The sequence below is a fragment of the Brevibacterium luteolum genome, from assembly GCF_013004595.1.
Classification (GTDB): domain Bacteria; phylum Actinomycetota; class Actinomycetes; order Actinomycetales; family Brevibacteriaceae; genus Brevibacterium; species Brevibacterium luteolum.
Map to the genome: position 1 here is coordinate 500,186 of NZ_JABEMC010000001.1, position 26,675 is coordinate 526,860.

At 67.6% G+C, this 26,675-nt stretch carries 24 protein-coding genes; 20 read left to right on the plus strand and 4 right to left on the minus strand.

The genetic code is table 11. From position 1 onward, the window contains the following. Window positions 1-93 precede the first annotated feature (93 nt). Both HLA91_RS02355 and HLA91_RS02360 read right to left on the minus strand, forming a co-directional pair. Window positions 94-507, minus strand: a complete 414-nt coding sequence (locus HLA91_RS02355) for a hypothetical protein (protein WP_375545110.1) — start codon at window positions 505-507, stop codon at window positions 94-96. Beyond that, on the minus strand, window positions 504-854 hold the full coding sequence (locus tag HLA91_RS02360; RefSeq protein ID WP_170273339.1) for a hypothetical protein: 351 nt from the start codon (window positions 852-854) through the stop codon (window positions 504-506). Before HLA91_RS02360 ends, HLA91_RS02355 begins: the two co-directional genes overlap by 4 nt. Window positions 855-901: 47 nt before the next feature. On the opposite strand from HLA91_RS02360, the gene HLA91_RS02365 reads away from it, so the two are divergent. From HLA91_RS02365 to HLA91_RS02395, 7 genes are all read left to right on the plus strand, one after another. Then, window positions 902-2,167 carry an aminotransferase class V-fold PLP-dependent enzyme gene (locus HLA91_RS02365; protein WP_170273340.1) on the plus strand — a complete coding sequence of 422 codons (1,266 nt, stop codon included), beginning with the start codon at window positions 902-904 and terminating at the stop codon, window positions 2,165-2,167. Then, on the plus strand, window positions 2,164-3,342 hold the full coding sequence (gene mnmA, locus HLA91_RS02370) for a tRNA 2-thiouridine(34) synthase MnmA (protein WP_170273341.1): 1,179 nt from the start codon (window positions 2,164-2,166) through the stop codon (window positions 3,340-3,342). Before HLA91_RS02365 ends, mnmA begins: the two co-directional genes overlap by 4 nt. 77 nt (window positions 3,343-3,419) lie before the next feature. After that, window positions 3,420-5,474 (plus strand): alpha/beta hydrolase family protein, encoded by a 2,055-nt coding sequence (locus HLA91_RS02375; protein ID WP_170273342.1) that lies wholly within the window; start codon window positions 3,420-3,422, stop codon window positions 5,472-5,474. After that, window positions 5,471-6,631, plus strand: a complete 1,161-nt coding sequence (locus HLA91_RS02380; RefSeq protein WP_170273343.1) for a uroporphyrinogen decarboxylase/cobalamine-independent methonine synthase family protein — start codon at window positions 5,471-5,473, stop codon at window positions 6,629-6,631. Before HLA91_RS02375 ends, HLA91_RS02380 begins: the two co-directional genes overlap by 4 nt. Window positions 6,632-6,974: 343 nt before the next feature. Next, window positions 6,975-7,775: a hypothetical protein gene (locus tag HLA91_RS02385; protein WP_170273344.1), complete on the plus strand. Its 801-nt coding sequence runs from the start codon at window positions 6,975-6,977 to the stop codon at window positions 7,773-7,775. Between the two features lie 462 nt (window positions 7,776-8,237). Then, window positions 8,238-10,490, plus strand: a complete 2,253-nt coding sequence (gene ligA, locus HLA91_RS02390; protein ID WP_204514181.1) for an NAD-dependent DNA ligase LigA — start codon at window positions 8,238-8,240, stop codon at window positions 10,488-10,490. A 375-nt stretch (window positions 10,491-10,865) separates the two neighbouring features. Beyond that, on the plus strand, window positions 10,866-12,326 hold the full coding sequence (locus HLA91_RS02395; RefSeq protein ID WP_239557016.1) for an AAA family ATPase: 1,461 nt from the start codon (window positions 10,866-10,868) through the stop codon (window positions 12,324-12,326). Here the strand turns inward: HLA91_RS02395 and HLA91_RS02400 are convergent. After that, window positions 12,320-12,559 (minus strand): hypothetical protein, encoded by a 240-nt coding sequence (locus HLA91_RS02400; RefSeq protein WP_170273346.1) that lies wholly within the window; start codon window positions 12,557-12,559, stop codon window positions 12,320-12,322. The genes HLA91_RS02395 and HLA91_RS02400 overlap by 7 nt on opposite strands. 154 nt (window positions 12,560-12,713) lie before the next feature. Here HLA91_RS02400 and HLA91_RS02405 point away from each other — a divergent pair, with 154 nt between their 5' ends. The 7 genes from HLA91_RS02405 to HLA91_RS02430 all read left to right on the plus strand — a co-directional run bounded on the left by HLA91_RS02405 (window position 12,714) and on the right by HLA91_RS02430 (window position 18,595). After that, on the plus strand, window positions 12,714-13,187 hold the full coding sequence (locus tag HLA91_RS02405) for a hypothetical protein (protein ID WP_170273347.1): 474 nt from the start codon (window positions 12,714-12,716) through the stop codon (window positions 13,185-13,187). 85 nt (window positions 13,188-13,272) lie between these two features. Then, on the plus strand, window positions 13,273-13,578 hold the full coding sequence (gene gatC, locus HLA91_RS02410) for an Asp-tRNA(Asn)/Glu-tRNA(Gln) amidotransferase subunit GatC (RefSeq protein ID WP_165882458.1): 306 nt from the start codon (window positions 13,273-13,275) through the stop codon (window positions 13,576-13,578). Continuing rightward, a complete protein-coding gene (gatA, locus tag HLA91_RS02415; RefSeq protein ID WP_170273348.1) occupies window positions 13,578-15,083 on the plus strand; it encodes an Asp-tRNA(Asn)/Glu-tRNA(Gln) amidotransferase subunit GatA in 1,506 nt (501 codons plus the stop codon). The genes gatC and gatA overlap by 1 nt, the downstream gene beginning before the upstream one ends. Before the next feature lie 9 nt (window positions 15,084-15,092). Continuing rightward, window positions 15,093-16,571, plus strand: a complete 1,479-nt coding sequence (gatB, locus tag HLA91_RS02420; protein ID WP_170273349.1) for an Asp-tRNA(Asn)/Glu-tRNA(Gln) amidotransferase subunit GatB — start codon at window positions 15,093-15,095, stop codon at window positions 16,569-16,571. A gap of 150 nt (window positions 16,572-16,721) precedes the next feature. Then, window positions 16,722-16,949 (plus strand): hypothetical protein, encoded by a 228-nt coding sequence (locus tag HLA91_RS13735; protein ID WP_239557017.1) that lies wholly within the window; start codon window positions 16,722-16,724, stop codon window positions 16,947-16,949. Window positions 16,950-16,990: 41 nt separating this feature from the next. Further along, window positions 16,991-17,149: a hypothetical protein gene (locus tag HLA91_RS13740; RefSeq protein ID WP_239557018.1), complete on the plus strand. Its 159-nt coding sequence runs from the start codon at window positions 16,991-16,993 to the stop codon at window positions 17,147-17,149. A gap of 312 nt (window positions 17,150-17,461) precedes the next feature. After that, a complete protein-coding gene (locus tag HLA91_RS02430; RefSeq protein ID WP_204514182.1) occupies window positions 17,462-18,595 on the plus strand; it encodes a hypothetical protein in 1,134 nt (377 codons plus the stop codon). 92 nt (window positions 18,596-18,687) lie between these two features. On the opposite strand, the gene def is transcribed toward HLA91_RS02430, so the two are convergent. Continuing rightward, window positions 18,688-19,263, minus strand: a complete 576-nt coding sequence (def, locus tag HLA91_RS02435; RefSeq protein ID WP_170273350.1) for a peptide deformylase — start codon at window positions 19,261-19,263, stop codon at window positions 18,688-18,690. A 292-nt stretch (window positions 19,264-19,555) separates the two neighbouring features. Between def and cysK the strand changes: the two genes are divergently transcribed. The 6 genes from cysK to ilvD all read left to right on the plus strand — a co-directional run bounded on the left by cysK (window position 19,556) and on the right by ilvD (window position 26,586). Then, window positions 19,556-20,485 (plus strand): cysteine synthase A, encoded by a 930-nt coding sequence (gene cysK / locus HLA91_RS02440; RefSeq protein WP_170273351.1) that lies wholly within the window; start codon window positions 19,556-19,558, stop codon window positions 20,483-20,485. A 7-nt stretch (window positions 20,486-20,492) separates the two neighbouring features. Then, a complete protein-coding gene (gene epsC, locus HLA91_RS02445) occupies window positions 20,493-21,146 on the plus strand; it encodes a serine O-acetyltransferase EpsC (protein ID WP_170273352.1) in 654 nt (217 codons plus the stop codon). Window positions 21,147-21,693: 547 nt separating this feature from the next. Then, window positions 21,694-22,833 (plus strand): CE1758 family FMN-dependent luciferase-like monooxygenase, encoded by a 1,140-nt coding sequence (locus tag HLA91_RS02450; protein WP_170273550.1) that lies wholly within the window; start codon window positions 21,694-21,696, stop codon window positions 22,831-22,833. Further along, window positions 22,826-23,614, plus strand: coding sequence for a CE1759 family FMN reductase (locus tag HLA91_RS02455; protein WP_170273353.1), 789 nt, complete (start codon window positions 22,826-22,828; stop codon window positions 23,612-23,614). The genes HLA91_RS02450 and HLA91_RS02455 overlap by 8 nt, the downstream gene beginning before the upstream one ends. Window positions 23,615-23,662: 48 nt before the next feature. Then, window positions 23,663-24,631 (plus strand): 2-hydroxyacid dehydrogenase, encoded by a 969-nt coding sequence (locus HLA91_RS02460; protein ID WP_239557019.1) that lies wholly within the window; start codon window positions 23,663-23,665, stop codon window positions 24,629-24,631. A 206-nt stretch (window positions 24,632-24,837) separates the two neighbouring features. Next, a complete protein-coding gene (gene ilvD, locus HLA91_RS02465; protein ID WP_212753888.1) occupies window positions 24,838-26,586 on the plus strand; it encodes a dihydroxy-acid dehydratase in 1,749 nt (582 codons plus the stop codon). Window positions 26,587-26,675 lie beyond the last annotated feature (89 nt).

Here is a 26,675-nt window from a genome sequence, read left to right on the forward strand (position 1 = left end):
GGCAGGCTGCCTGACTGTTCAGGCGCGGTCACGTCAGCCGCGGCAAGCTCAGCCGCGGCATGCCCAGTTGCGGCATGTCCTGCCGCACCACACTCAGACACGGTCGGCTGCCACGCGCCTGCCGACCCGGCGCAGCCACAGCAGCCCGACGATCGGCAGCACGAGCGGGATGAAGCCGTAGCCGATCCCGAACAGCGACCACACGCTGGGCTTTTGGAACAGCTCCGGGTGGGTGAGGCTGAGGAACCCGACGACGATGACACCGATGAGTTCGAATGTCGTCGCAGCAACCGCGATCCGGTGCGAGGTGCGCGAGCCGATGACGAGGCAGACGGTGGCGATGATGTAGACGACGGCTGCGAGTGCGGACAGCGAGTACGCCAGAGGCGCCTCGTGGTAGTCGCGGATGAGCTGCACACCGGCGCGTGCGGTGGCCGCCAGGGCGAAAATCCCGTACACCGCGGTCAGCCCACGGCCGGGACCGGTGTGCATGGCCGAATAGCTCACAGCCAAATCTGATCCATCCTCTCAATCATGATGCCCACGGTCGCGGCAGCGGCGGCCAGCACACCGGGGCCCCAGCGGCTGAGTTCGGCGAACGCCCAGAATCCGGCCAGCGGCAGCAGCACGATCGCGGTGAACAGGTAGCCGAAGAACAGCACCCCGTCGGTGTCGCCGGACTGGCCCCACATGACGATCGAGACGACGAGCTGGACGAGCAGCAGGAGCAGCAGCACGCTGGCTCCGCCGAGCATGAGGATGCCGGCTGGCTTGTTGCGGATCGTCTGCACAAGCGCCCACAGGCACAAGCCGGCCGAGGCGGCGAAGAGGGTGTAGGTCAGTACGGTGAGCACGCCCAATATTTTAGACCCACGCGAGGCTGCCGCGTAGAATGGGGTCAGTGCGCGTCTATCTCGATCACGCCGCCACCTCGCCGATGCCCGCTGAGGTGCTGACGGCCTTCACCGAAGAACTCCACCGCGTCGGCAATCCCTCGTCGCTCCACGCGGACGGTCAGGCTGCCCGGATGCGCATCGAAGCCGCGCGTGAAACCCTCGCCGACTGCCTCGGCGCCACGACCGCCTCTGAGGTGATCTTCACCTCCGGCGGCACCGAAGCCGACAACCTCGCCCTCAAGGGCATCTTCTGGGCCCGCAACGCAGGCCGCACCGCCGGACCCTTCGACCGTCCCCGCGTGCTCGTCTCCGCGATCGAGCACCACGCGATCCTGGAGACCGCCGAATGGCTCGAATCCTGCGGGGCTGAGCTTGTCATCCTTCCGGTCGATGAGACCGGACGGCTCGATCTGGCCGCCGCCGAGGCGGAGATCGCCGCGGCACCGCAGCGCACCGCCCTCGTGTCGGTCATGCTGGCCAACAACGAGATCGGCACCCTCCAGCCGGTCGCTGAGCTCGCCCGCATCGCCGAACCTCACGGCATCCCCGTGCACACCGATGCGGTGCAGGCCTTCGGGCAGGTGCCGGTGAACTTCGCCGAGCTCGCGGTCGCTGCGATGACGGTGACCGCCCACAAGCTCGGCGGGCCGGTGGGCATCGGTGCGCTCGTGCTCGCCCGCGACCTGACCCCGGTGCCGGTGCTGCACGGCGGGGGACAGGAGCGCAAGGTCCGCTCCGGCACCCTCGACGTCGCCGGGGCTGCCGCCTTCGCGGCCGCCGCCGAACGCGCCTGCCGCACCCTCGACTCAGCTGAGACCGCACGGCTGCGCGACCGGCTCATCGCCGGCATCGAAGAGCGCATCCCGACCGCCCGGCTGTCCGGCCGGCGCGGGGATGAGCGGCTGCCGAACAACGTCCACATCGTCTTTCCCGGCTGCGAAGGCGACGCGCTGCTGTTCCTGCTCGATGCCGCCGGCTTCGCCACGAGCACCGGCTCGGCCTGCCAGGCCGGCGTCTCCCGGCCCTCCCATGTGCTCATGGCCTGCGGGGCCGATGAGGACACCGCCCGGTCCGTACAGCGCTTCACCCTCGGCCCGGAGACCACCGAGTCCGACATCGACGCGCTGCTCGACGTGCTGCCGGGCATCGTTGAACGCGCCGCCAAGGCCGGCATGGTCTCTGCCGCCCCGTCATGGCAGGCGACCACCGCCTCGGGCCCGGCGACCACCGCCTCGGGCGCGGCCGCCGCATCTGCAGGAGGACAGTCATGAGGATCCTTGCCGCCATGTCCGGCGGCGTCGACTCCGCAGTCGCCGCCGCCCGCGCCGTCGACGCCGGCCACGAGGTCGTCGGCGTGCACCTGGCGCTCTCGCGGATGCCCGGCACGCTGCGCACCGGCTCGCGCGGCTGCTGCACGATCGAGGACTCCCGCGACGCCCACCGGGTCGCCGGCATGCTCGGCATCCCCTTCTACGTGTGGGACTTCTCCGAACGGTTCAAGGAGGACATCGTCGATGACTTCATCGCCGAATACTCCGCCGGGCGCACCCCGAACCCGTGCATGCGCTGCAATGAGCGCATCAAGTTCGCAGCCCTGCTCGACCGGGCGCTCGCGCTCGGCTTCGACGCGGTGGCGACCGGCCACTACGCCGAGATCATCCGCGCTGACGACGGCACTCCCGAGCTGCACCGCGGACTCGACCTGAACAAGGACCAGTCCTATGTGCTCGGCGTGCTGACTGCCGAACAGCTCGAACACTGCTATTTCCCCATCGGGGCCTCCGCCTCGAAGGCCGAGGTGCGCGCTGAGGCCGCCGACCGTGGCTTCCCGGTGGCGAACAAGCCGGACTCCTACGACATCTGCTTCATCCCCGACGGCAACACCAAGGCGTGGCTGGCCGACAAGATCCCGATGCGGCCGGGCCTCATCAAGGACGAAGCCGGTGAGGTGCTCGGTGAGCACGACGGCGCGATGACATACACCATCGGCCAGCGCAAGGGACTCGGAATCGAGAAGCCGGCCGCTGACGGCAAACCGCGCTACGTCGTCGGCATCGATGTTGCTGACAACTCCGTGACCGTCGGGCCCAAGCAGGCGCTGCGCGTCGACCGGCTCGAAGGCATCCGCACCACCTGGTGCGGGCTTCCGCCAGCCGACATCGGCGACAGCAAGACGACCGCGATCGACTGTGAGATCCAGATCCGTGCGCACTCCGATCCGGTGCCAGCCCGCGTGTGGCTCGGTGAAGTCGATGAGACCGTCCCAGCACACGAGGAGAACCTGCCGGCACCCCGGCCGCGCGGACAGATCATGCACGTGGCCGTCGAGGAGCCGCTGTCCGGTGTGGCCGCCGGCCAGACGATGGTCGTCTACCGCGGCACCCGCGTGCTCGGCCAGGCGACGATCGACCAGACCGCCCGCAGCGCCGAACTGCTCGACGCGTGAGCCCGCACGCGGCTGCGGCTGCGCTGTGCGATCCGGGGAGCGCGGGCAGCGTCCGTGCGGTTCGGTAATCTGTGGCCATGACCATCGCGCCATACGGTTCCTGGCCGTCTCCGATCTCCGCCGCCGATGTCGCTGCCGGCTCCGAGCCGATCAGCGACGCGCGCTTCATCGGCGATGCCATCATCTACGCCGCCCGCGTCAGCTCCGAAGGCGGACGCACCGGCATCGTCGTCAACCGATCCGGTCACCTCGGCGATGAGATCCAGTTGCTGCCACCGAACTTCAGCGCTCGCTCCCGCGTCCACGAATACGGCGGCTGCCCCTGGGCCGCCGACCCAGCAACCGGCACGCTGCTCTTCGTCAACGCCGACGACCAGCGCATCTACCGCCTCGACATCTCCGCCGTGCTCAATGGCTCGGCACCAGCACCCGCCTCACCGCCGGTGCCGATCACCCCGGACACCGACATGGCGATCCGCTATGGGGACCTGACCTACACCGGTGGGCGGATCCTCGCCGTCGAGGAGACCCACGAACACCTGCTGCCCGGCGCCTCGGGAACGGAGATCGCCGACGCAGCCAGCACACGGGCCTCCGAGCAGCCGATCACCCGCAGCATCGTCGCCGTCGACGACTCCGGTGTCACCCGCCTGGCCGACGGGGCGCGGTTCCTCGCCTGGCCGCGCATCAGCCCGTGCCAGACGCTGCTGTCGTTCATCGGCTGGGAGCACCCGCACATGCCGTGGGACGAAACCGCCGTGTTCCTCCAGCCGCTCGACGCATCCGGCGCACCCGACGGGCCGGTCGAGAAGATCTACTACCGGCCGGGCGTCTCCGTCCTGCAGCCGGAGTGGCTCTCACGCACCAAGCTCGCCGTCACCGCCGACCCGACTGGCAGCTGGCAGCTGACTGGACTCGACGTGCCGGCCTTCCGCGCTCAGGCGCGCGGAGACAAGGGCGTCATGCCCGCCGAGGAGGAGCCGCTGCTCAGCATAGAAGGCGAGATCGGCGGCCCGCTGTGGCTGCTGGGCGAGCAGCACTACCTGCCCGTCGACGGCGGCAGCCGGGTGCTCGCCGCCGCACGCTTCGGCACCAGCCGGCTCATCTGGGCAAGCCCCCGCTCACACGAACACCAGAGCCTTGACTGCCCGCTGTCCGACATCGGGCTGCAGGACTACCGCAACGGCACCGCCCTCATGATCGGCGGATCCTCCGACCGGGTCCGCGGACTCTACACGTACACCCTGGCCACCGGCGAACTCGAACCCGTCGCCCTCTCAGCAGCCGCCCCGGACCGCACCCGGGCGGCCTACTATCCGCGGGCAGAGCTGCGCGAATTCGACGGCATCCACGCGATCGTCTACCCGCCGCGCCACCCCCACTACACGGCGCCTGAGGGCGAGAAACCGCCGTATGTCGCCTTCGTCCACGGCGGACCGACCGGCCAGGCAACGCCGAAGGTCTCCGCCCATCACGCCTTCTTCACCTCCCGCGGCATCGGCGTCATCGACGTCAACTACCGCGGCTCCACCGGCTACGGACGCGCCTACCGGGATGCGCTCAAAGACCAGTGGGGCATCGTCGACGTCGCCGACACCATCACCGCCGTCACCGGGCTCGTCGACGCCGGCCTGGCAGATGCCGACCGGCTGGCGATCTCCGGCGGATCCGCCGGCGGCTGGACGGTCCTGCGCGCCCTGACCACCACCTCGGTGTTCGCCGCCGGCGCCAGCTACTACGGCGTCGGCGACCTGCGGGCCCTGGCTGAGGAGACCCACGACTTCGAATCCCGCTACCTCGACGGACTCGTCGGCGTCTACCCCGAAGAAGCCGAACGCTACACCTCGCTCGCCCCGGTCAACCTGCTCGATGAGCTCAGCGTGCCGGTGGCGATCTTCCAGGGCGAAGAGGACCCGATCGTCCCGCCGAGCCAGGCCCGCCTGCTCATCGAGGCTCTCGAAGCCCGCGGCCTGCCCTACACCGCGACCTTCTACCCGGGTGAATCCCACGGCTTCGTCCAGACTGCCAACGTCACCGACTCCCTCGAACAGGAGCTGTCGTTCTACGGGCGCGTCATGGGATTCGACACTCCCGGCCTGCCGGCCGCCCGGATGAAGGGCCGCGGCCGGTGAGCCGGTACAGTCACAGCACTGACCGGGTGTTCGCCTCCGGCCGCGGCGGCTGGCCGGTCACGGCCGCCGCCTGGACCGGCACCGGACGGCCGGCAGACGGCGAGTCGCGCACCGAGTCCGATGTCCGCGAGGCCGCCCGCATCACCGCCGGGATGCTCGCCGAGGAGGCGGTCCCGTTCCTGCCGGCGGTCACCACCGGGCCCGGCAGCGAGGGCGTCGCCCGGGCGGCCGCCCTGTGCGCGGACCTGACCGTCGAAGCCACCGCCGCAGGCTGGCAGCTGACCCACCGGCCCGGCCGCGACGCCCGCCGCGCGGCCTCACGGCTCGGGGAGGATGCCGATGCCGCCGCCGAGGTGTTCGCTGAGTTCGCAGGCCCGGTCAAGATCAGCCTGCCGGGACCGGTGAGCCTGGCGGCCCTGCTGCTCGAACCCCGCGGCGAATCGACGCTGGCCGATCCCGGTGCGCGCCGCGACGTCGTGGCCGGTTACGCCCACGGGCTCAGCGAGCACGTCACGCACCTGCGCCGGCTGATGCCAGACGCTGTGATCATCATCCAGCTCGACGAACCGCATGCCGCTGCCGCACTGTCCGGGCAGCTGGCCACCACAGCCGGGCGCACGCGGCTGCCGGCCCTGCCCGAGACCGAGGCGGTCACTGCCTGGCGAGGTATCCGCGAGGCCATCGCCTCCGCCGCAGGGAACACGCTGGTCTTCCTGCCCGGGATCCGACCGCTGACCTGGTACAGCCACGGGCAGGCCCGCAGCCTCACCGAGGTGCTCACCGGTGCCGGCATCGGCGGCATCGGCATCGACGTCGATGCCCGCACAGACGCACGACTCTTCGAACAGGCCTTCACCTGGTGGGCCGGCCACCGCACAGCGGCTGCCGGTCACCCGGTTCCGGCGCTGACGCTGGGAGTCGGGACCGCCTCGGGAACGGGAATCGACATCGCCGCCTGGCGGCACCGGCTCACCGGCGTCGTCGAGACCCTCGGACTGCCCGATGCGGCACTGGCCGAGCTCGGCATCCTCACCGGCCCGCCGGCCCCGCTCACCCGCGCGCAGGCCCAGGCGGCCGCCGATGCGGATCCGGTGCATCCGCGCACCTGGCTGGCAGCAGCGAGCCAGCTGGCGCAGGAGTGCGCGGGCCTGGACTGAGCCTAGAACACCGCGAATGAACTCTCCGTAGCTGCGTGGGATTCACCCCTGACCATTCTGGACCGCTGCGCCAGTGCCCTGAAGTGACGGTTGCATCTGCTCGATTGAAAGATGTCAAAAGTGCCTGAGACTGTTGGCACGAAATCACTGAGCACCACACCACACGGTGCTGGATCCGTCCATGAGGCGTGATGCCGATCGTTGCCCTCAGGAACGCACTGAGAACACAGGTACTTGGATCACAATCAGGTAACGCGTTACGTGCGGGTGCAGGTCCGCAGCTCTGATGCCGTGTGATGAACACCGTTCACTTGCATCCCCAGAGCCGTGAAAGAAGTCCCCAATGAAATATATATCCCGTACTATCGTTGCGGTTGTGTCATGCTTTTTGCTGGCCGAAGTTTCCCTCGTTCCCGTGGCTGCGCACGCGCTACCCGAGGTGGCCGAACTGCGGAATACGGCTGAAGCAAGCGGGTATCCAGTCATCGAAGAGTCGGTGGATGGATCACTTTACATCTACAATCCGCAAGAGCCGGTTGATCGTATTACACAAGAGCAGGTTCCGGATGAGTGGATTTCTGCAGTTCCATCGGAGTCGGAAACGGCAAAGTATGTGGCGAGTGAGGTGGGTGGACCTCGTGGCGATGCGTCAGGTGTTCGCGATGCCATTGCAGGTTCAGGTGGTGTAGCGTCAGCAGGAAAATCGCCTTATCACTACCATTTTAACGTTGTGATCTGGAGAGATGGGTCAGGTTCCTCAGCTAAGGCTCGAGCTCACTTTCGAGCTTTGAACAAGAATATGAAGAAGACGTTTCCCTTAGGCGGTATGCCGCGCACGGTTAGAACTGGTGCCACGTACAAGCTTCGGCCTGGCTCCAACCCAGTGAAGGTCACTGCTGTTGGGAAAGACTACTTTACTTTGCGATCGCTCCCGGGGCATGCCGAAGGGGCAGGTAAAAATGTTACGTTCAAAATCAAGTACACTAAGCCGAACTATGTACTTTCAGCTAGTGCCAATGGTCCAGCTCGCGCTTGGCAGAAAAAGCCGATGCTCAAGTTCGGAAATAAACTATTTGCATACTCACTCTGGAGTAGCTTTGCTTGCAGGATTCGTAATGACGTACTTAAGAGGCCATGTATCTAAATTATAGGTTTCGCCGGTAGAAAGAATTGATGGTGGATATGAAGCATTTTTGCGTAATAATTGGTCTTGGGTGCGCGGCGGCTGGCGGGGCCCTCTTGGGTGACTTGTTTGTTTACGGGAACCCGGTTTGGCCACTCATCGCTGTTGTGTCGACTCTGGTGCTGTATATTGTAATGCATCGTCGGGTCGATACTCCAGTCCTCACGCTACTCGTAGGTGCGGTTTTCTTCTTGGCGGTGAATATTTCAGCAATTCCCTTCTACTTTCAGCAGGTCATTTAGTCGTGTGAAATGGCTTGAGTGCACGGGTAGGGTGAGTCAGATAGTTGTCGCTCCTCTACCCGTTGTGAACAATAATTGAAAGGAGAAGTGAGCTTCGGTGGTGAAGCTGGGGTCGAGGCCTTATTCCTTGCCGCCCCCACCGTGACTCGGATGTCCGTCGGTCGATGGGATAATGAATCCCATGACCACAGGTGCCGACACTTCTGCAGACGTCTCCTCTGACTCCGGCGACGACATCGTCGACAGCCCCGATTCGGCCGACATCGCCCAGGCGGCCGCCCACGGACGCGCATTCGACACCGCCCGGGCCCGTGCCAAGGAACTGGCGCTGGAGATCGAGGAGCACCGGGAGCGCTACTACGTCAAGGACGCCCCGACCGTCTCCGATGCCGAATTCGACACGCTCATGCGCGAACTCGAAGACATCGAAGACCGGTTCCCCGAACTCAGGGACCCCGACTCGCCGACACAGCACGTCGGCGGCGGCGTCGACACCGAGCTGTTCGCCGAAGTCGTCCACACCGAGCGGATGTACAGCCTCGACAACGCCTTCTCCCGCGCGGAGCTCGACGACTGGGCTGCCCGCGTCGACCGCGGGCTGGGCCGCAAACCGGCCCGCTATCTGTGCGAACTCAAGATCGACGGGCTGGCGGTCAACCTCACCTACGAGCACGGCCGCCTCGTCCGGGCCGCCACCCGCGGCGACGGGCACACCGGCGAGGACATCACCGCCAACGTCCGCACCATCGCCGACATCCCCGCCCGGCTCGCCGGCAGCGGGCATCCGGCCCGCGTCGACATCCGTGGCGAGGTGTTCATCCCCGTCGAGGCGTTCCGGCAGCTCAACGAATCCCTCGTCGAAGCCGGCAAGAACCCGTTCGCCAACCCGCGCAACTCGGCAGCCGGGTCGCTGCGGCAGAAGGATCCGCAGATCACTGCGCAGCGCCCGCTGCATATGCTCGTCCACGGCATCGCCGCCTGGCAGCCCGAAGACGGCGGTGCGGGTGCCGAGGCGCCGAGCCAGTCGGAGGTCTATGCGCAGCTGAAGGAGTGGGGCCTGCCGACCAGCGAGTACTTCCGGGTGGTCACCTCGATGGATGAGGTGCACGCCTACATCGACTACTACGGCGAGCATCGTCACGATGTGCTCCACGAGATCGACGGTGTCGTCGTCAAGGTCGACGAACTCGACGAGCAGTACGAGCTCGGCTTCACCTCCCGCGCCCCGCGCTGGGCGATGGCTTTCAAATACCCGCCTGAGGAGGTCACGACCACGCTGCTCGACATCCGCGTCAACGTCGGTCGCACCGGCCGCGTCACCCCGTACGCGGTGATGGAGCCGGTGCTCGTCGCCGGCTCAACGGTCGAGAAGGCCACCCTGCACAACGCCCATGAGGTCAAGCGCAAGGGCGTGCTCATCGGCGACACCGTCGTGCTGCGCAAGGCCGGCGACGTCATCCCCGAGATCCTCGGACCGGTCACCGCCGCCCGCACCGGCGACGAGCACGCCTTCGTCATGCCCACGCACTGCCCGGACTGCGGCACCGAACTGTACGAGCAGAAGGAAGGCGACAAGGACCTGCGCTGCCCCAACAGCCGGACCTGCCCAGCCCAGGTCGCCAACCGCGTCGAATACCTCGCCTCCCGGGCCGCGCTTGACATCGAGGCCCTCGGTGAGGAGGCCGCCAACGCGCTGACCCGCCCGCCGGAGGGCCAGCCGCCGCTGGCCAACGAGGCCGGCCTGTTCGACCTGAGCGCTGAGGATCTCGCGGCGGTCAAGGTCTGGCAGGACAAACGCGGCAAGAATGCTGCCGAAGGTGAGAAGGAGCTCGTGCCGTACTTCTACACCAAGGACGGCAGCAAGCCGCGGGCGAACACCGAGCGGATGCTGCAGCAGATCGCCGCGGCCAAGGACCGCCCGCTGTGGCGGGTGCTCGTAGCCCTGTCGATCCGCCACGTCGGCCCCGTCGCCGCCCGCGCCCTGGCCGAGCACTTCCGGTCGATGGACAGGATCCGCGCCGCCTCGATCGAGGAGCTCTCCGAGATCGACGGCGTCGGACCGGTCATCGCCGAGTCCCTGCACGACTGGTTCACCGTCGACTGGCATTCAGCGATCGTCGACCAGTGGGCGGCCGCCGGGGTGCGGATGGAGGACGAGGCGCCGGAGGACTCCGGACGCCCGCAGACCCTGGCCGGGCTCACGATCGTCGCGACGGGCTCGCTGGACAACTACACCCGCGATTCGGTCAAGGAGACGATCATCGCCGCCGGCGGCAAAGCGGCCGGTTCGGTGTCGAAGAAGACCGACTACGTCATCGCCGGGGAGAACGCCGGTTCGAAGCTGACGAAGGCCGAGGATCTCGGCGTGCCGGTGCTCGATGAGGAGGCGTTCGAAAAGCTGCTGGCCGCCGGGCCCGAGGCGGTGGCCGACTGACCTGCGTGCCGTTCCTGCCGGATGGAATCCGGACACCGTGCCGAATTCCTGCACCTGCCTGGCCCCCGCAAGCTTCGGCGATGAGCGCCTCGTCTTCGGTCACCAGCTGGTCCTCGCAGAACCGGACGACTGCCGATCACGCTGCCGTGTCACTGCGCTCAGCCGGTGGAGGGCGTTCATCCTTCTCGGCCATGTTCGCCCTTCCGCGCCGCCAGGGTTCCACGGTGCATCTGATCGATGCCGGCCTTGAGCTTCCTGACGGCCGCTCGCAGCGGGAACCGCCTTCGGAGGAGGCTGTCCAGATGCCTGCTGCCGGGCTAGCGGTCTGCGCCGCGCCTGGGAACGTCTCCCGGCCAGTCTGGCTAGACTGCGGCCATGAACGACACTCCCCGCACCCAGCCCACCTCGTCGGCCAGCCCGCTCGTCACCCCCGAGGAGCTGCGCGACTTCGCCACCCGGTTCTCTGCCTTCGTCGACACCATGGCCGAGCACAGCACTGCCGGCAACCCTGCAACCCCGAGCTTCCGCGCGCTGCTGAGCGACCACCTCGGCGGCCCGGCCGAGGAGTTCGAAGCTGTCGCCAAGCGGTTCCCCGTCTGGCGCTACGCCGACCTCGACATCGGCATCGAAGCCGTGCTCGGTGACGAGCGCACCGTCCACGGCATCAACACCGATGAGGACTCCTTCGACTTCACCGAACTCATCGCCAACCGGTACGACAACTTCTTCCCCGGTGCCGTGCAGTACGAGTCGGTACCCACCGGCCCCGAGGCGCGCCGCCGGGTCGCTTCGGAGGCGGTGTCCCTCTTCGAACGCGACGGCCAGCCGATGGCGCTGCTGCAGGCTCGCTCCGGTGATTTCGGTGAGCTCGTCTCCTACGTCTCGATCCTCTCCGGCGATGACATCGCCGCCGAAGAAGTGCTCACCGAGATCGCGGAGGCGATGAACGCCCGCTCGACCCTGCGTGGGCAGGTCGTGACCTTCGGGGGAGGAGCCTTCGGCGAGGCCTCCCAGGCGGTGCAGTTCCATCCTCGCCCGCAGATCGCAGCCGACCAGGTGATCCTGCCGGAAGACACGCTGGAGCGGATCCGCCGCCACGTGCTCGGCATCTCCGAGATGGCGAAGCAGCTGCAGGCCGCCGGCCAGCACCTCAAACGCGGCATCCTGCTCTACGGCCCTCCCGGCACCGGCAAGACCCACACCGTCCGCCACCTCACCGGACTGGCCACCGGCAGCACCGTCATCATGCTCTCTGGGGAGAGCCTGCAGGCGATCAGCCTTGCCGCTGAGACCGCCCGCGCCCTGCAGCCGGCGATCGTGGTGCTTGAGGACTGCGACCTCGTCGCCGAGTCCCGTGACTTCTCCGAAGGCGCCCGGCCGCTGCTCTTCGAAGTCCTCGATGCCCTCGACGGACTGGCCGGTGACGCTGATGTCGCCTTTGTCCTCACGACCAATCGGGCCGAGGCCCTCGAAGAGGCGCTCGTGCAGCGGCCGGGCCGCATCGACTTGGCTGTCGAGATCCCGCGTCCGGATACGGCAGCCCGCCGTGCCCTGTTCGAGCTGTACTCCCAGCAGCTGAGCTTCACGCCGGCCGCCCTCGACGAGGCCGCCGCGCGCACCGAGGGAGTCACCGCCTCCTTCGTCAAGGAAGCCGTGCGCCGCTCTGTGGTGCTCGCCGCCCTCGATGGGCAGAAGGCAGAAGATGCGTCGCTGCTGGCAGCGGTCGCTGAGCTGCGCGGGGATGAGGAGCGCCTGACTGCCTCACTGCTGGCAAGCGGCAGCGACGGTGAGGACTTCGACGTCGACGGGTTCGGCGAAGGCGACGTCGACTACTGAGGTCTCCGGTTCTCGCGGCCCCGGCGCCGTCGGCTGCTCACGCTGGACTCGCCGCGCCGCACGGTGCGCCAGCGGCGGACGGCGATGACGAGTGCGGCGATGAGGGACACGAGAGCCAGGCCCCAGAACACCGCTGCCAGATCGTGCAGCCCCGGTGCGAAGACGAGCGCCAGGCTGCCGATCGCCAGCAGGAGCAGGTCGATGATCCATCTCGACGCCTGCGGGATTCTCATTCGTCCTCCACTCGCTCGGTGATGCCTCGACGCTAGGAGCCGTCGCCGGCTTCTGGCAACCCCCGCCCGCTATCACGGACCGTTCTGCCTACGGTTCAGCGGAGACCCAGCCGGGACGAAGCCGGCCACCAACTGCCGGTGCCAGACTGGAGGCATGTGGACTCTCGTACGCCTGGTCATCGGCTCGGCACTCGTCTCCGGCATCGTCTTCGGCGCCGGCCACGTCACCCGGCTGATCGACACGCAGGTACTTCCCGACACCCCTGGCATCGCTGTCCAGGAAGCGACAGCCGAACTCGACGAGAACAGCGGCACCCTGCGGGCTGCCATCGCCGAGGTCGGACGCACCGCAGCACCGGAAGCCGCCTACCTGCCCACCGCCTCGGGCCAGGAGACCCGGCCCACCCGCAAGGACGACGACGATGACGACGACACCCCCTCCTCGGGCACGGCCACGAGCAGGCACACCGGTGACGCCGCACTGCCAGCCGACAGCGCGCAGGCGCGGGTGAACGGGCTGGCCGCCGACCTCAGCCGGGCAGTGGCCAACGGCCACGCCACCCCCGCGGCCGCAGAGCGGTTCCTCACCGAAGTCGCCGGCTACATCCGCAACGAATCGGCTGCCTGACCGAGGCAGAGCGTTGGCACCCGCAGGTGGCCAGGCGCCGGTTAGACTCGTCTGTGACACGAACGCGAACAATGAAGGGGTGACGATGTCGCAGACATCCGCGATCACCGCCGCTGAGGTCAGCCACCTGGCCGACCTCGCCCGGATCGCCCTGACCGATGAGGAGCAGGCCGCACTCACCGGCGACCTCAACGCCATTCTCTCCAGCGTGGCCGCCGTCCAGGAGGTCGCCACCGACGAGGTGCCGGCCACCAGCCACCCGATTCCGCTGAGCAACGTCATGCGCCCGGACACCGTCGGCGAGACGCTCACCGCCGACGAGGCGCTCTCCGGCGCCCCGGCCAGTGAAGACGGCAAGTTCCTCGTCCCGCAGATCCTCGGGGAGGACTGATGGCAGATCTCACGCGCCTGAGCGCGCTCGACCTCGCCGCCGGCATGCGGGCCGGCGACTACACCTCGACCGAGGTCACCCAGGCCCACCTCGACCGGATCGGTGCCGTCGATGAGACCATCGGCGCCTTCATCACCGTCACCGCCGATGCCGCCCTGGCCACCGCCGCTGACGTCGACCGACGCCGGGCCGCAGGTGAGACCCTGCACCCGCTGGCCGGTGTGCCGGTCGCGCACAAGGACCTCATCGTCACCGAGGGCGTGGCGACGACGGCCGCCTCGAAGATGCTCGAAGGCTGGGTGCCGCCGTACTCGGGCACCGTCTACCGCCACACCCAGGAAGCGGGCATGCCGCTGCTGGGCAAGACGAACCTCGATGAGTTCGCCATGGGTGCGACCACCGAGAACTCCGCCTTCGGTCCGACGGCCAACCCGTGGGATACCACGAAGGTCCCCGGCGGCTCCTCCGGCGGTGCCGCGGCAGCGCTGGCCGCCTATGAGGCGCCGCTGTCCGTCGGCACTGACACGGGTGGTTCGGTCCGCCAGCCGGCCGCCTTCACCGGCACCGTCGGCGTCAAGCCGACCTACGGCTCGGTCTCCCGCTATGGAGTCATCGCGATGGCCTCCAGCCTCGACCAGGTCGGCCCGATGGGCCGCACCGTCGCCGACGCCGCCGCCCTGCACGAAGTGCTCGCCGGCCACGACCCGCACGACTCGACCTCGCTGCGGGACCAGGCGACCGGCTTCCTCGCCGCCGCTGAGGCCGGCGCTGCTTCCGGCAGCCTGTCCGGCAAGCGCCTGGGTGTCATCCGACAGCTCACCGGCGAGGGGGTCGAACCCGGCGTGCAGGCCGCTTTCGACGAGGCGCTGCGGATCGCCGCAGCTGCCGGGGCTGAGATCGTCGACATCGACTGCCCGAGCTTCGCCTACGCCGTTGAGGCCTACTACCTCATCATGCCCTCGGAGGTGTCCTCGAACCTCGCCCGCTACGACGGCATGCGCTTCGGCCTGCGGGTCGAGCCCGAGGAGGGCCCGGTCACTGCGGAGACTGTCATGGCCGCCACGCGCGCCGCCGGATTCGGCGCGGAGGTCAAGCGCCGCATCATCCTCGGCACCTATGCGCTCTCGGCCGGCTACTACGACGCCTACTACGGTTCGGCCCAGAAGGTCCGCACACTGGTCCAGCGCGACTTGGCCAAGGCCTTCGAGACTGCCGATGTGCTCGTCTCGCCGACTGCCCCGACGACGGCCTTCGACCTGGGGGCTGCCAAGGAGATGGACCCGATGTCGCTGTACCTCGGCGACGTCGCGACCATCCCGGCCAACCTCGCCGGCGTGCCGGGCATGAGCGTGCCGGCCGGTGTGACCGACGGGCTGCCGGTGGGCTTCCAGCTGCTCGCCCCGGCCCGTGAGGATGTGCGCCTGTATGAGATCGGCGCCGGCATCGAGGCTGCCGTCAACGAGACTCGCGGGGCTGGCGTGCTCGCCGCCGCGCCGGAACTGTGAGGACGTGAGATGAAGTACGAAGACGCCATCAAGAAGTACGACCCGGTGCTCGGCATCGAGGTCCACGTCGAGCTCGGCACCGCCACGAAGATGTTCGACGCCGCCCCCAACAGTTTCGGAGTCGGCACGAACGAGAACGTCACCCCCGTCTCGCTCGGCCTGCCCGGCGCGCTGCCGGTGGTGAATGAGACCGCGGTCGAATACGCGATCAAGATCGGCCTGGCGCTTGGCTGCGACATCGCCGAGTCCTGCCGGTTCGCCCGGAAGAACTACTTCTACCCGGACCTGGCGAAGAACTTCCAGACCTCCCAGTACGACGAGCCGATCGCCTTCGACGGCTCCCTGGAGGTCGAGCTCGAAGACGGCGAGCTCATCACCGTAGACATCGAGCGCGCCCACATGGAGGAGGACGCCGGCAAGAACACCCACGTCGGCGGCTCGGGCCGCATCCACGGCGCGGAGTACTCGCTGGTCGACTACAACCGTGCCGGTGTGCCGCTCGTCGAGATCGTCACCCGCCCCATCACCGGCACCGGGGAGCGCGCTCCCGAGGTGGCGGCCGCCTATGTGCGCACCCTGCGCGACATCTTCCGCGCCCTCGGCGTCTCCGAGGCCCGGATGGAGCAGGGCAATGTGCGTGCCGACATCAACGTCTCGCTGCGTGAATCGCCCGATGCACCGCTGGGCACCCGCACCGAGACGAAGAACGTCAACTCCTTCCGCTCGATCGAGCGCGCGGTCCGCTACGAGATCGCCCGCCAGGCCACTGTGCTCGAAGCCGGTGAGCAGGTGCTGCAGGAGACCCGCCACTTCCATGAGGAGACCGGCGAGACATCCTCGGGACGTGTGAAGTCCGATTCGGATGACTACCGCTACTTCCCGGAACCGGACCTCGTGCCCGTCGAGCCCTCACGCGACTGGGTCGAGCAGTTGCGCGCCGACCTGCCGGAGCTGCCGGCAGCCAAGCGCCGCCGCCTGCTTGAGGCGTGGGGCTTCTCCGAACTGGAGATGCGCGATGTCATCAACGCAGGCCTGCTCGACGTCATCGAAGAGACTGTCGCTGCCGGTGCCGAGCCGGCCGCCGCACGCAAGTGGTGGACCGGTGAGATCGCACGTGCAGCCAAGCAGGAGGACGCCGAGGTCACGACTCTCGTCACTGCAGCCCATGTCGCCGAGCTGGCAGGCCTGGTCAAGGCCGGCAAGCTCAACGACAAGCTCGCCCGCAAGGCGCTCGCCGGCGTCATCGACGGCAAGGGCAGCCCGACCGAGGTGATGGAGGCCGAGGGACTGGAGATCGTCCAGGACGACGGCGCGCTCGAAGCCGCCGTCGATGACGCGATCGCGGCGAACCCGGATGTCGTCGAGAAGATCAAGGGCGGCAAGATGCAGGCGATCGGCGCCCTCATGGGCCCGATCATGAAGGCCACCCGCGGCCAGGCCGATGCCGGCAAGGCCCGCGAAATGATCATGGCCAAGATCAACAGCTGACCTGCCCAGATCTCAGGCTGATGCGACAGGCGCGTCCGCAGTGGACTTCGGTTCGCTGCGGGCGCAGTCGCATCCACACCACCCCGGTTCCGGCCAGCGATCTCCGGCAGGCTGCACCGCCTCGGGCTCCCGCCCTTCATCGAATCGCATGTGCACCTTGACTCGGCGCTCACCGCTGGACAGCCGCGCTGGAACGCCTCGGGAACGCTGTTCGAAAGCATCGAAGTGTGGAGCGAGCGCAAACAGTCGCTGACCGCCGAGGACGTCAAGCAGCGTGTCAACGCCGCTGTGCGGCAGCAAGCGGGATTCGGAATCAAGTATGTGCGCACACACGTCGACGTCACCGACCCGAGCTCACCGCCCTGCACACACTGCTAGAGCTGCGCGATGAACTCAAGGACAGCGTCACGCTGCAGATCGTGGCGTTTCCGCAGGAGGGCATCCAGTCCTTCCCCGACGGCGAAGGACTTATGCGCCGGGCAGCCGAACTCGGAGTCGACGCAATCGGGGCGATCCCGCACTTCGAGTTCACCCGGGAGTACTCCGTTGAATCGATCAATTTCGCCTGCCGAAGATGAGCTGCATCAACGTCAGCTTCGGGCAGGACGACATCGCCGATCCATGGAATCCCCTCCGGACAGGCAACCTGCGCGACGTCGTCTGTCGGTCGGCCGGCGAACTTCATCGTCCTCGACGCCGCCGATTGGTATGAAGCCCTGAGCTTCGCTGCACCCGTTCTCGCGTCTTTCCGCGCCGGGCGGCAGATCGTGGCTAGAGAACCCGTGCAGACCGAGATCATGTTCTGAACCGCCAACACCGTTCAGTGAAGCCTCAGGCCGGAGGCGTACACTAGCGGCAACCTCACCCGCCTGCCCACCGGAGGAGTGCAGATGGACACGATCTCGTGGAAGTCCCTGTGGGAGCGCAGCTGTGCTGGGACGCTGCCGACCTACCGGATCCTCGTGCCCGATTCCGTTTCTGAAGACGTCCGGAACGCCTGGCGCGCACGCAGCTACCGCGTCGACGCCACCGAGCCGGGCTCCCAGCTCGTCACCGCAGGGATGTCACGCAACCTCATCCGCTCGCGGGTGAAGTTCGCAGCTGCCACCACCGCTGGCGCGATCGCGACGGGAATCGCCGCTCTGCCGACGGTGCTCATCAGCGTTTTCGACTCCGTGCCTGAAGGCGGCGTCATCACCACCGGCATCATCGGCACGATCTCCGCTGCCGGTGCAGGCTATACCGGCTGGAAGTACCGCAAGGATCCGCGCCGGCTCGACCGCAAGGCCAAGGAATCGGCAAGCGGCGCGGAGTGGATCACTCCTGAGCGCCTCGGCTGGGTACCGGGACTGACGAAGGGCCAGGACACCGACGAGCAGCGGTTGTTCCACCTGACTGTCGTGACCGCGCAGAAGATCGCCCGGACACGTGCGTGGACGCACCCGATTATGCAGGACCACGTCTCCCGCGTCGATCTCGATCACGCGGTCGCCTCGATCGGACGTCGTCTCGTCGAACTCGTCGAGATCCGCGCTGAGCTTGAGCAGATGCGCCAGACCAACTTCAACGCCGGCGGCGGCATGCCTGCCGACCCGTCGACCGACAAACAGATCGTCGCCTACCTGCGACAGCTCACCCGCGCGTTCTCGTCCATGGTCGACCGGGTGCTGGCACTCAACGCCTACTATGAGCGGCTGCGCAAACTCGACCAGCAACTGCTCATGCTCGACCAGACCGAACGCTCACGCGAGATCGGTTCGCGCGTGCTCGACGTCATCTCCCGTACCGCCGATGACGAGAATGCCGACTGGCGTCTGCAGGAACTCAACATCGAAGCCGAAGCACACGCCGAGTCGATCAATGAGCTGCTGCGCGAACTGACAGTCACCGCTGAAGGCTTCGACGACCTCGACGAACTGGATTCGAAGATCGCCCGCGCCCAGAAGCAGGTCGACGAGCAGCTCGGCCTGAACCGGGCAGGGGAGCAGCTCGGTCAGAACCGCGAGCAGCGCCACCTGTCCTGACCGGCGGTTGTGCCGTTTGTGTCGACTCGACGATCGTCGATTCTGCACGAAACGCACATCGGGCCGGCGCAGGTCAGTAGCCGCGGTTCAGCTCAGTGCCCGAACGGATCCTCATCCGTGCCAGGCAGCCAGGACAGGCCCGGTTCGTTGTAGCCGAACTCGCGCTGCGCTCGTTTCCACTTCTTCGACCACTTCCGATCGAGCCGGTCGACGTACAGGGTGCCCTGGAGGTGGTCGTACTCGTGCTGCATGATCCTGGCGAACCAGCCCTCGACCGTCAGCGACACCGGCTCACCGGCGCCGTCGGCTCCGTTGATCGTGACCTTGTGGGCACGCTTGAGCGGGAAGTCCAGAGCCGGCACCGACAGGCAGCCTTCCGATTCGTCCTCGATGCTCGGCCGCCCGTCGGGGATCTTCGAGGCGACGAGGATCGGGTTGACGAACACGCCGCGCCGGCGCACACCGGCGACCTCATCATCGGCGTCGTAGACGAAGATCTGCTTGCCCACGCCGATCTGCGGAGCCGCCAGGCCCACCCCGTTGGAGGCGGCCAGGGTCTCGAACATGTCATCGATGAGCTCGGCGAGCTCAGCATCGAAGGACTCGATCTTCTCGGCTTTGCGGTGCAGCACCGGCTCACCGTAGACGACGATGGGATGAATGGTCATGGCACCTGAGTCTAGCGCCCGGCCCGGCTCGGACGACGCCAGCACAGACGTGATGTGCGTCCGCGCCCCGGACAGGATTACCAGTTGACCCGCTGCCGGAATAAGCTGAGACCCAACGCGGTTGAGCGCAGTAGAACTGCCTCCCGCAGTCATCAGCAGCTGAAGCCATTGGCTGGTGTGTGAGCGAAGGGCTCAGCGCTTGCAGCTGTCCTGCTCTTCGCTGTCGACGTAATCCTCTCTGCTGAGTCGAGCCACGGCTCAGCCCAGACGTGCGAATCGAAAGGACACGCCCGTGAACATCTATTCCAATATTTCTGAGCTGGTCGGACGGACACCGCTCGTACGACTCAACAAGGCCAGCGAGCGCAGCGGCGCGGAAATCGTTGGAAAGCTCGAGTTCTACAATCCGGCGAACTCTGTCAAGGACCGCATCGGCGTCGCGATGATCGATGCGGCTGAGAAGTCCGGCGAGCTGCGCCCCGGTGGCACGATCGTCGAAGGCACCAGCGGCAACACCGGTATCGCGCTGGCCATGGTCGGCGCAGCCCGCGGATACAAGGTCATCCTCACGATGCCCGAATCGATGTCGAAGGAACGCCGCGCGCTGCTGCGCGCTTTCGGTGCCGAACTCGTCCTCACCCCGAAGGAGGAGGGCATGAAGGGCGCCGTCGCCAAGGCTGAGGAGATCGGCAAGCAGGACAACACCGTGCTGGCCCGTCAGTTCGACAACCCAGCCAATCCGCAGATCCACCGCGAAACCACTGCCGAGGAGATCCTCGCCGACACCGACGGCCAGGTCGATGCCTTCGTCGCCGGAATCGGCACCGGCGGCACCATCACCGGTGTGGGCGAGGTGCTGCGCAAGCACAACCCGGATGTCACGATCGCCGCCGTCGAACCGGCCGCCTCGCCGCTGCTGAGCGAGGGCACTGCCGGTCCGCACAAAATCCAGGGCATCGGCGCGAACTTCGTGCCCACCGTGCTCGACACCGAGATCTACGACGAGGTCTTCGCCATCGACGATGACGAGGCGATGGAGAAGGCCCGCCAGGTCGCCCGCGAAGAGGGCATCCTCGTCGGCATCTCCTCCGGCGCCGCCGTCGCGGCCGCCGAGAAGCTCGGCTCGCGTCCGGAGTTCTCCGGCAAGCGCATCGTCGTCATCATCCCCAGCTTCGGCGAGCGCTACCTGTCGACTCCGCTCTACGCGGACTACATGGACTGATCTGGGCATGTCAGCACTGCAACGACTCGCGATCGGCGCGGCAGCCGCCTCGGCTGCCGCGCTCGGGGTCGCCTATGCCGCCCGGCCGGCATTCCGCCAGGCCCTCCGCGAGGACCTCGACACCGCCAAGCGCCGCGACCCGGCTGCCCGCAACGACCTCGTCACGCTCATCAGCTATCCGGGGCTGCACGCCATCTGGGCGCACCGCGGCATCCACAAGCTGTGGCAGCACGAAGCCGGAAAAGTCCCGGCCCGCCTGCTGTCCCAGGCGGTGCGCACGCTCACCGGCGTGGAGATCCACCCCGGGGCCACGATCGGCCGACGCTTCTTCATCGACCACGCCAACGGCGTCGTCATCGGCGAGACCGCCGAGATCGGCGACGACGTCATGCTCTATCACCAGGTCACCCTCGGCGGGGCGACGATGGAGCAGGTCAAGCGGCACCCGACCATCGGCGACAACGTCATGGTGGGCGCGGGTGCGAAGATCATCGGTGCGGTCACCGTCGGCTCGGGCTCCTCGGTGGGAGCGAACGCCGTCGTCGTCAAGGACGTCCCGGAAGGTTCGACGGCCGTCGGCATCCCCGCGACGATCCGACAACCCCGCGACGGCCGACAAGCCAATGAGTGGAAGCTCGAAGATCCTGCCCTGTGGATCTGATGGGGAAGCCGGAACGTCACCTCGCCGGCTGAACGCCCGCCTCCTGTCGGCTGGCTCACGCCCAATGGCCTGAGCCGGCTCACAGGAAAGCCGGACTGCACTCACGACCATGTGCGCACAAGACGGGTGGCACCTGTCCATCCCGTGGTGACCACACTCGTCCATGGTGACCACACTCACGGCTTTGCGCTTTCTCAGCCTGGGCGATCCCGCTGCGTATCGACCCGGGGTCAGCGTCATCACTGCTTTCGCCTCCGAGTGAACCGCCGAGGGCCGGCGTCAGGCGCATCCGGGACTCGGCTGACAGCTTCCGCAGTCGCCATCGTAGTCCTCTTCACAGCACCGCGCCCGAGGCGGTTGCGGCTCCTGCCCCGCACCCACAGCGTGATCATTGTCACTGTGTGCGAGCTGCCGGCTTCGAACATCTCGCCGATGCTCTCGCCGCACCGTGTGCGAGGGGAGCGGCCTCAGCATGGAATATCCGGCCGGGGAACGGTGTTACGCTAGTAGTAATTGAAAGTTAAATCAGCAGGGGTAGGTGAGCGCCGTGGAAATCGGCATCTTCTCGATCGGCGACGTCACACCGGACCCGCACACCGGTCAGGCGCCGAGCGAACACCAGCGGATCATGAACATGATCGAACTGGCGACCACCGCTGAGCAGGCAGGACTCGACACCTTCGCCGTCGGCGAGCACCACAATCCGCCCTTCGTCGCCCCCGGCACCCCGCCGGTGCTGCTGGCCCACATCGCCGCGCGCACGACCACGCTGCGGCTGTCGACGGCGACCTCGCTCATCACCACCAACGACCCGGTCAACATGGCTGAGGACTACGCGATGGCCCAGCACCTGTCTGCCGGTCGGCTCTCGCTCATGATGGGCCGGGGCAACACCGGGCCGGTCTACCCGTGGTTCGGCAAGGACATCCGCCAGGGCATCCCGCTGGCGGTGGAGAACTACAACCTGCTCCACCGGCTGTGGCGGGAGAAGAACATCTCATGGCAGGGCAAGTTCCGCAGCCCGCTGGAGGGCTACACCGTCACACCGTTCCCGCTCGACGACGTGCCGCCGTTCGTGTGGCACGGCTCGATCCGGTCCCCGGAGATCGCCGAGCAGGCCGCCTACTACGGCGACGGCTTCTTCCACAACAACATCTTCTGGCCCGAATCCCACACCGCCCGGATGGTCAACCTCTACCGGCAGCGCTACGCCCACTATGGCCACGGCGCCGCCGAACAGGCCTTCGTGGGCCTCGGCGGGCAGGTGTTCATGGATGAGAAGTCCCAGGACGCCGTGAAGTTCTTCCGCCCGTACTTCGACAACGCCCCGGTCTACGGCCACGGCCCTTCCCTGGAGGACTTCACCGCCCAGACGCCGCTGACCGTCGGGTCCCCGCAGCAGGTCATCGAACGCTATCTCGGCATGCGCGAATGGGCCGGGGACTTCCAGCGGCTGCTCTTCCTCGTCGACCACGCCGGCCTGCCCCATGACGTCGTGCTGCGCCAGGTCGAGGTCCTCGGCACCGAGGTCGCCCCGGTCATCCGCCGCGAGATGGACGCCGCCCGCCCGGCCGATGTGCCCGACTCACCGACCCACGACTGGCTCGTCGCACGCCACCGCGCCGGGAACGACCCGGTGCCCGGCGGCCGGCAGAGCGCCACCGCAGAGGAGGACACCGATGTTTGAGATCGTCACTGTCGCCGCCGGCCTGAGCGAGGACTCGACGACCTCGCGGCTGGCCGCCCGGCTCGCCGCCGCCACTGCCTCGGCGCTGGAGACTACCGCGCCTGAGGTGACGGTCACTGAGATCAATCTGCGCACGCTGGCTAAGGAGATGGTCACGATAACCGTCTCCGGACTGCCCTCGCCAGCCCTGGAGGACGCCTTCGCCGCTGTGCAGCGGGCCGATGCGCTCATCACCGTCGCTCCGATCTACAACAGTCAGCCGGTGGGTCTGCAGACGCTGTTCTTCCAGCTCATCGATGATGCCGCGCTCGCCGGCACTCCGGTGCTCATCGGTTCGACCGGCGGCACCGCCCGGCATTCGCTGGCGGCTGAGACGAGCTTGCGCCCGCTGCTGAGCTACCTCAAGGCGATCATCGTCCCGACCGCGGTATTCGCCGCCACCGACGACTGGGGTGCGGACGCCTCGGGCATGGGGGAACGCGGCGGCCTCGCCGAACGGATCACGACAGCCGGTGCCGAACTGGCCGGCCTCGTGCACGCGCTGCGCCCAGCAGCGGCAGGAGAGGAAGCGGCCGGGGAGGAAGCAGCCGGGCCCGGTCTGCCGGAATACGAGCCCGCCCCTGGGGAAACGGAGGCACCGCAGCACGGCGGCGACCGGCAGCACGCCGGTGACCGGCCGCAGTTCGCCGCGCAGGTCGCCACGCCGGCGGTGCGCCGCGGACCGGTCGACGCACTCGACCCGAACGCCGTCACGCCGTTCGCCGAACTGCTCGGCAGCTGAGCCGCGCGCCCCTGTCAGCCGGGCGGGGAAGGATGACACAATGGCGGCATGAGCACGCAGACTGTCATGAGCGACCAGAGCATCCGCACCATCGCCTTCCCCGACTCCGAGCTGCGCGACCGGGTCATCGCCCGGATCCCGGCTCATCAGCGCGCCAACGTCGACCTCGTCGTGTACTCCGCTGAGGAGAAGTCCGACAAGACCAGCCCGGACGACGTCGACGTCCTCATCCTGCCCTACACCGACTTCGGGCCGACGATCGAGCTGATCCCGCAGCTGGAGAACCTCAAGACGGTGCTGCTGCAGACCACCGGCTATGACCCCGTCGCCCACCTCCTCGACGAGGGCTACACCGTGGCCACGGCCTCGGGCGTGCACACCGGCAGCACCGCCGAACTCGCCGTCGCCTTAGTGCTCGCCAAGCTGCGCGGCATCGACGCAGCTGTTCGCGACATGGCCTCGCGGACTTGGAACCACCGACGCAGGCGCTCCCTGCAGGACCGCCGGGTGCTCATCGTCGGTGTCGGGGAGATCGGCGATGCGATCGCCGCCCGGTTAGAGCCCTTCGACATCGACCTCACCCGCGTCGCCTCGCGCGCCCGCACCGATGACCGCGGTCAGGTGCATGGGCCGGACGAGCTGCCGAAGCTGCTGCCGCACGCCGAGGTCGTCATCCTCATCACCCCGCTGACCGAGGCCACCCACCACCTCGTCGACGCCGCGTTCCTCGCCCAGCTGCCGGACAATGCACTCGTCGTCAACGTCGCCCGCGGAGCCGTCGTCGACACCGATGCGCTCGTCGAGGAGCTGCGCTCCGGCCGGCTGCAGGCCGCCCTCGACGTCGTCGACCCCGAGCCGCTGCCGGAGAACCACCCGCTGTGGGGCACCCCGAACACCCTGCTGACCCCGCACATCGGCGGTGACACGACCGCCTTCGAACCGCGCATCGTACAGATGCTCACCGAGCAGGTCCGCCGTATCAACGACGGGCAGCAGCCGCTCAACATCGTGAGCTGAACCGCGCGTCTGCCCACCATACGTTCCGTGCCCGAGGCGGGTCCCGCCTCGGGCACGGATGTGTCCTGGACAAATGGGCACGGAAGTCTTGCCCAAAGCCTGAGGCGACCGGCGCCTCGGGCCCGGACCTCGCAGGATTCCAGGCGGAGTGTCCGTCATGTGGGGCACCCGGTGGCAGAATCCCGGCGGCGACCTACACTGCCCTCATGAGCACAGTGAACGAGGAATCAGCAGTGGAGAACCCGCAGTCCGGCAGCGTCGCCGACGGCGTTGACATCAAGCCCCGCTCCCGCGACGTCACCGACGGCCTGGAGCGGGCTGCCGCCCGCGGCATGCTGCGCGCGGTCGGCATGGGCGATGAGGACTGGGCCAAACCGCAGATCGGCGTGGCCTCCTCATGGAACGAGATCACCCCGTGCAACCTGACCCTGGAGAAGCTCGCCGGCTTTGCCAAGGAAGGCGTGCATAACGCCGGCGGCTACCCGCTGGAGTTCGGCACCATCTCCGTCTCCGACGGCATCTCGATGGGCCATGAGGGCATGCACTACTCGCTCGTCTCCCGTGAGGTCATCACCGACTCGGTCGAGACTGTCATGTCCGCCGAGCGCCTCGACGGCTCGGTGCTGCTGGCCGGCTGCGACAAGTCGATCCCCGGCATGCTCATGGGTGCGGCCCGGCTCGGCCTGTCGAGCGTGTTCCTCTACAACGGCTCGATCATGCCCGGTACTGCGAAGCTGTCTGACGGCACCGAACGCGAAGTCACCCTCATCGACGCCTTCGAAGCCGTCGGCGCCTGCCGTGCCGGCAAGATGACCAAAGCCGATGTCGATGCCATTGAACGCGCCGTCTGCCCTGGTGAAGGTGCCTGCGGCGGCATGTACACCGCCAACACAATGGCCTCAGCCGCCGAGGCGATGGGCATGTCCCTGCCCGGCTCAGCCGCCCCGCCGGCCATTCACCGCAACCGCACCCTCTTCGCCCGCGAATCCGGCACTGCTGTGGTCAACCTGCTGCGCCAGGGCATCACCACCCGCGACATCATCACCCGCGAATCGCTGCTCAACGCGATCGCCGTGACGATGGCCTTCGGCGGCTCGACCAACGCCGTGCTGCACCTCATGGCCATCGCCCACGAGGCGAAGGTCGACCTGAGCCTTGACGACTTCAACCGGATCGGCGACAAGGTCCCGCACCTGGGCAACGTCAAGCCCTTCGGCGAATACGTCATGAACGACGTCTTCAAGATCGGCGGCGTGCCGGTCATCATGAAGGCCCTGCTCGACGCCGGACTGCTCTACGGCGACTGCATGACCGTCACCGGCAAGACGGTCGCCGAGAACCTCGCGAAGATCAACCCGCCGGATCCCGACGGCAAGATCCTGCGCGCGCTGAACAACCCGATCCACGCCACCGGCGGACTCACCGTGCTCAAGGGATCGCTGGCCCCGGAGCGCGCGGTCGTGAAGTCCGCCGGCTTCGACGCCGACGTCTTCGAAGGCACCGCCCGCGTCTTCGACCGCGAACAGCCGGCCATGGACGCTGTGCTGGGCGGCGAGCTGAAGAAGGGCGACGTCGTCATCATCCGCTACGAAGGCCCCAAGGGCGGGCCGGGCATGCGCGAGATGCTCGCGATCACCGGCGCGATCAAGGGTGCTGGCATCGGCAAGGACGTCCTGCTCATCACCGACGGCCGGTTCTCCGGCGGGTCGACCGGCCTGTGCATCGGCCACGTCGCCCCCGAGGCCGTCGACGGCGGGCCGATCGCCTTCGTCGAAGACGGCGATAGGATCACCGTCGACATCGCCGCCCGCAGCATCGACCTCCACGTCGACGAGGACGAGATGGCCCGCCGCCGCGAGAACTGGCAGATGCCCGAGAACCCGCGCCTGCACGGCGTGCTCGGCAAGTACGCCAAGCTCGTCCAGTCGGCCTCGGTCGGCGCCGTGACCACCTGATCGCACTGTCCTGATCGACTGCGGCACCTGTGCCGGTGCCGCGCACCCGCTCCCGAGGCGGTGGCTGGGACCCAGCCACCGCCTCGGGA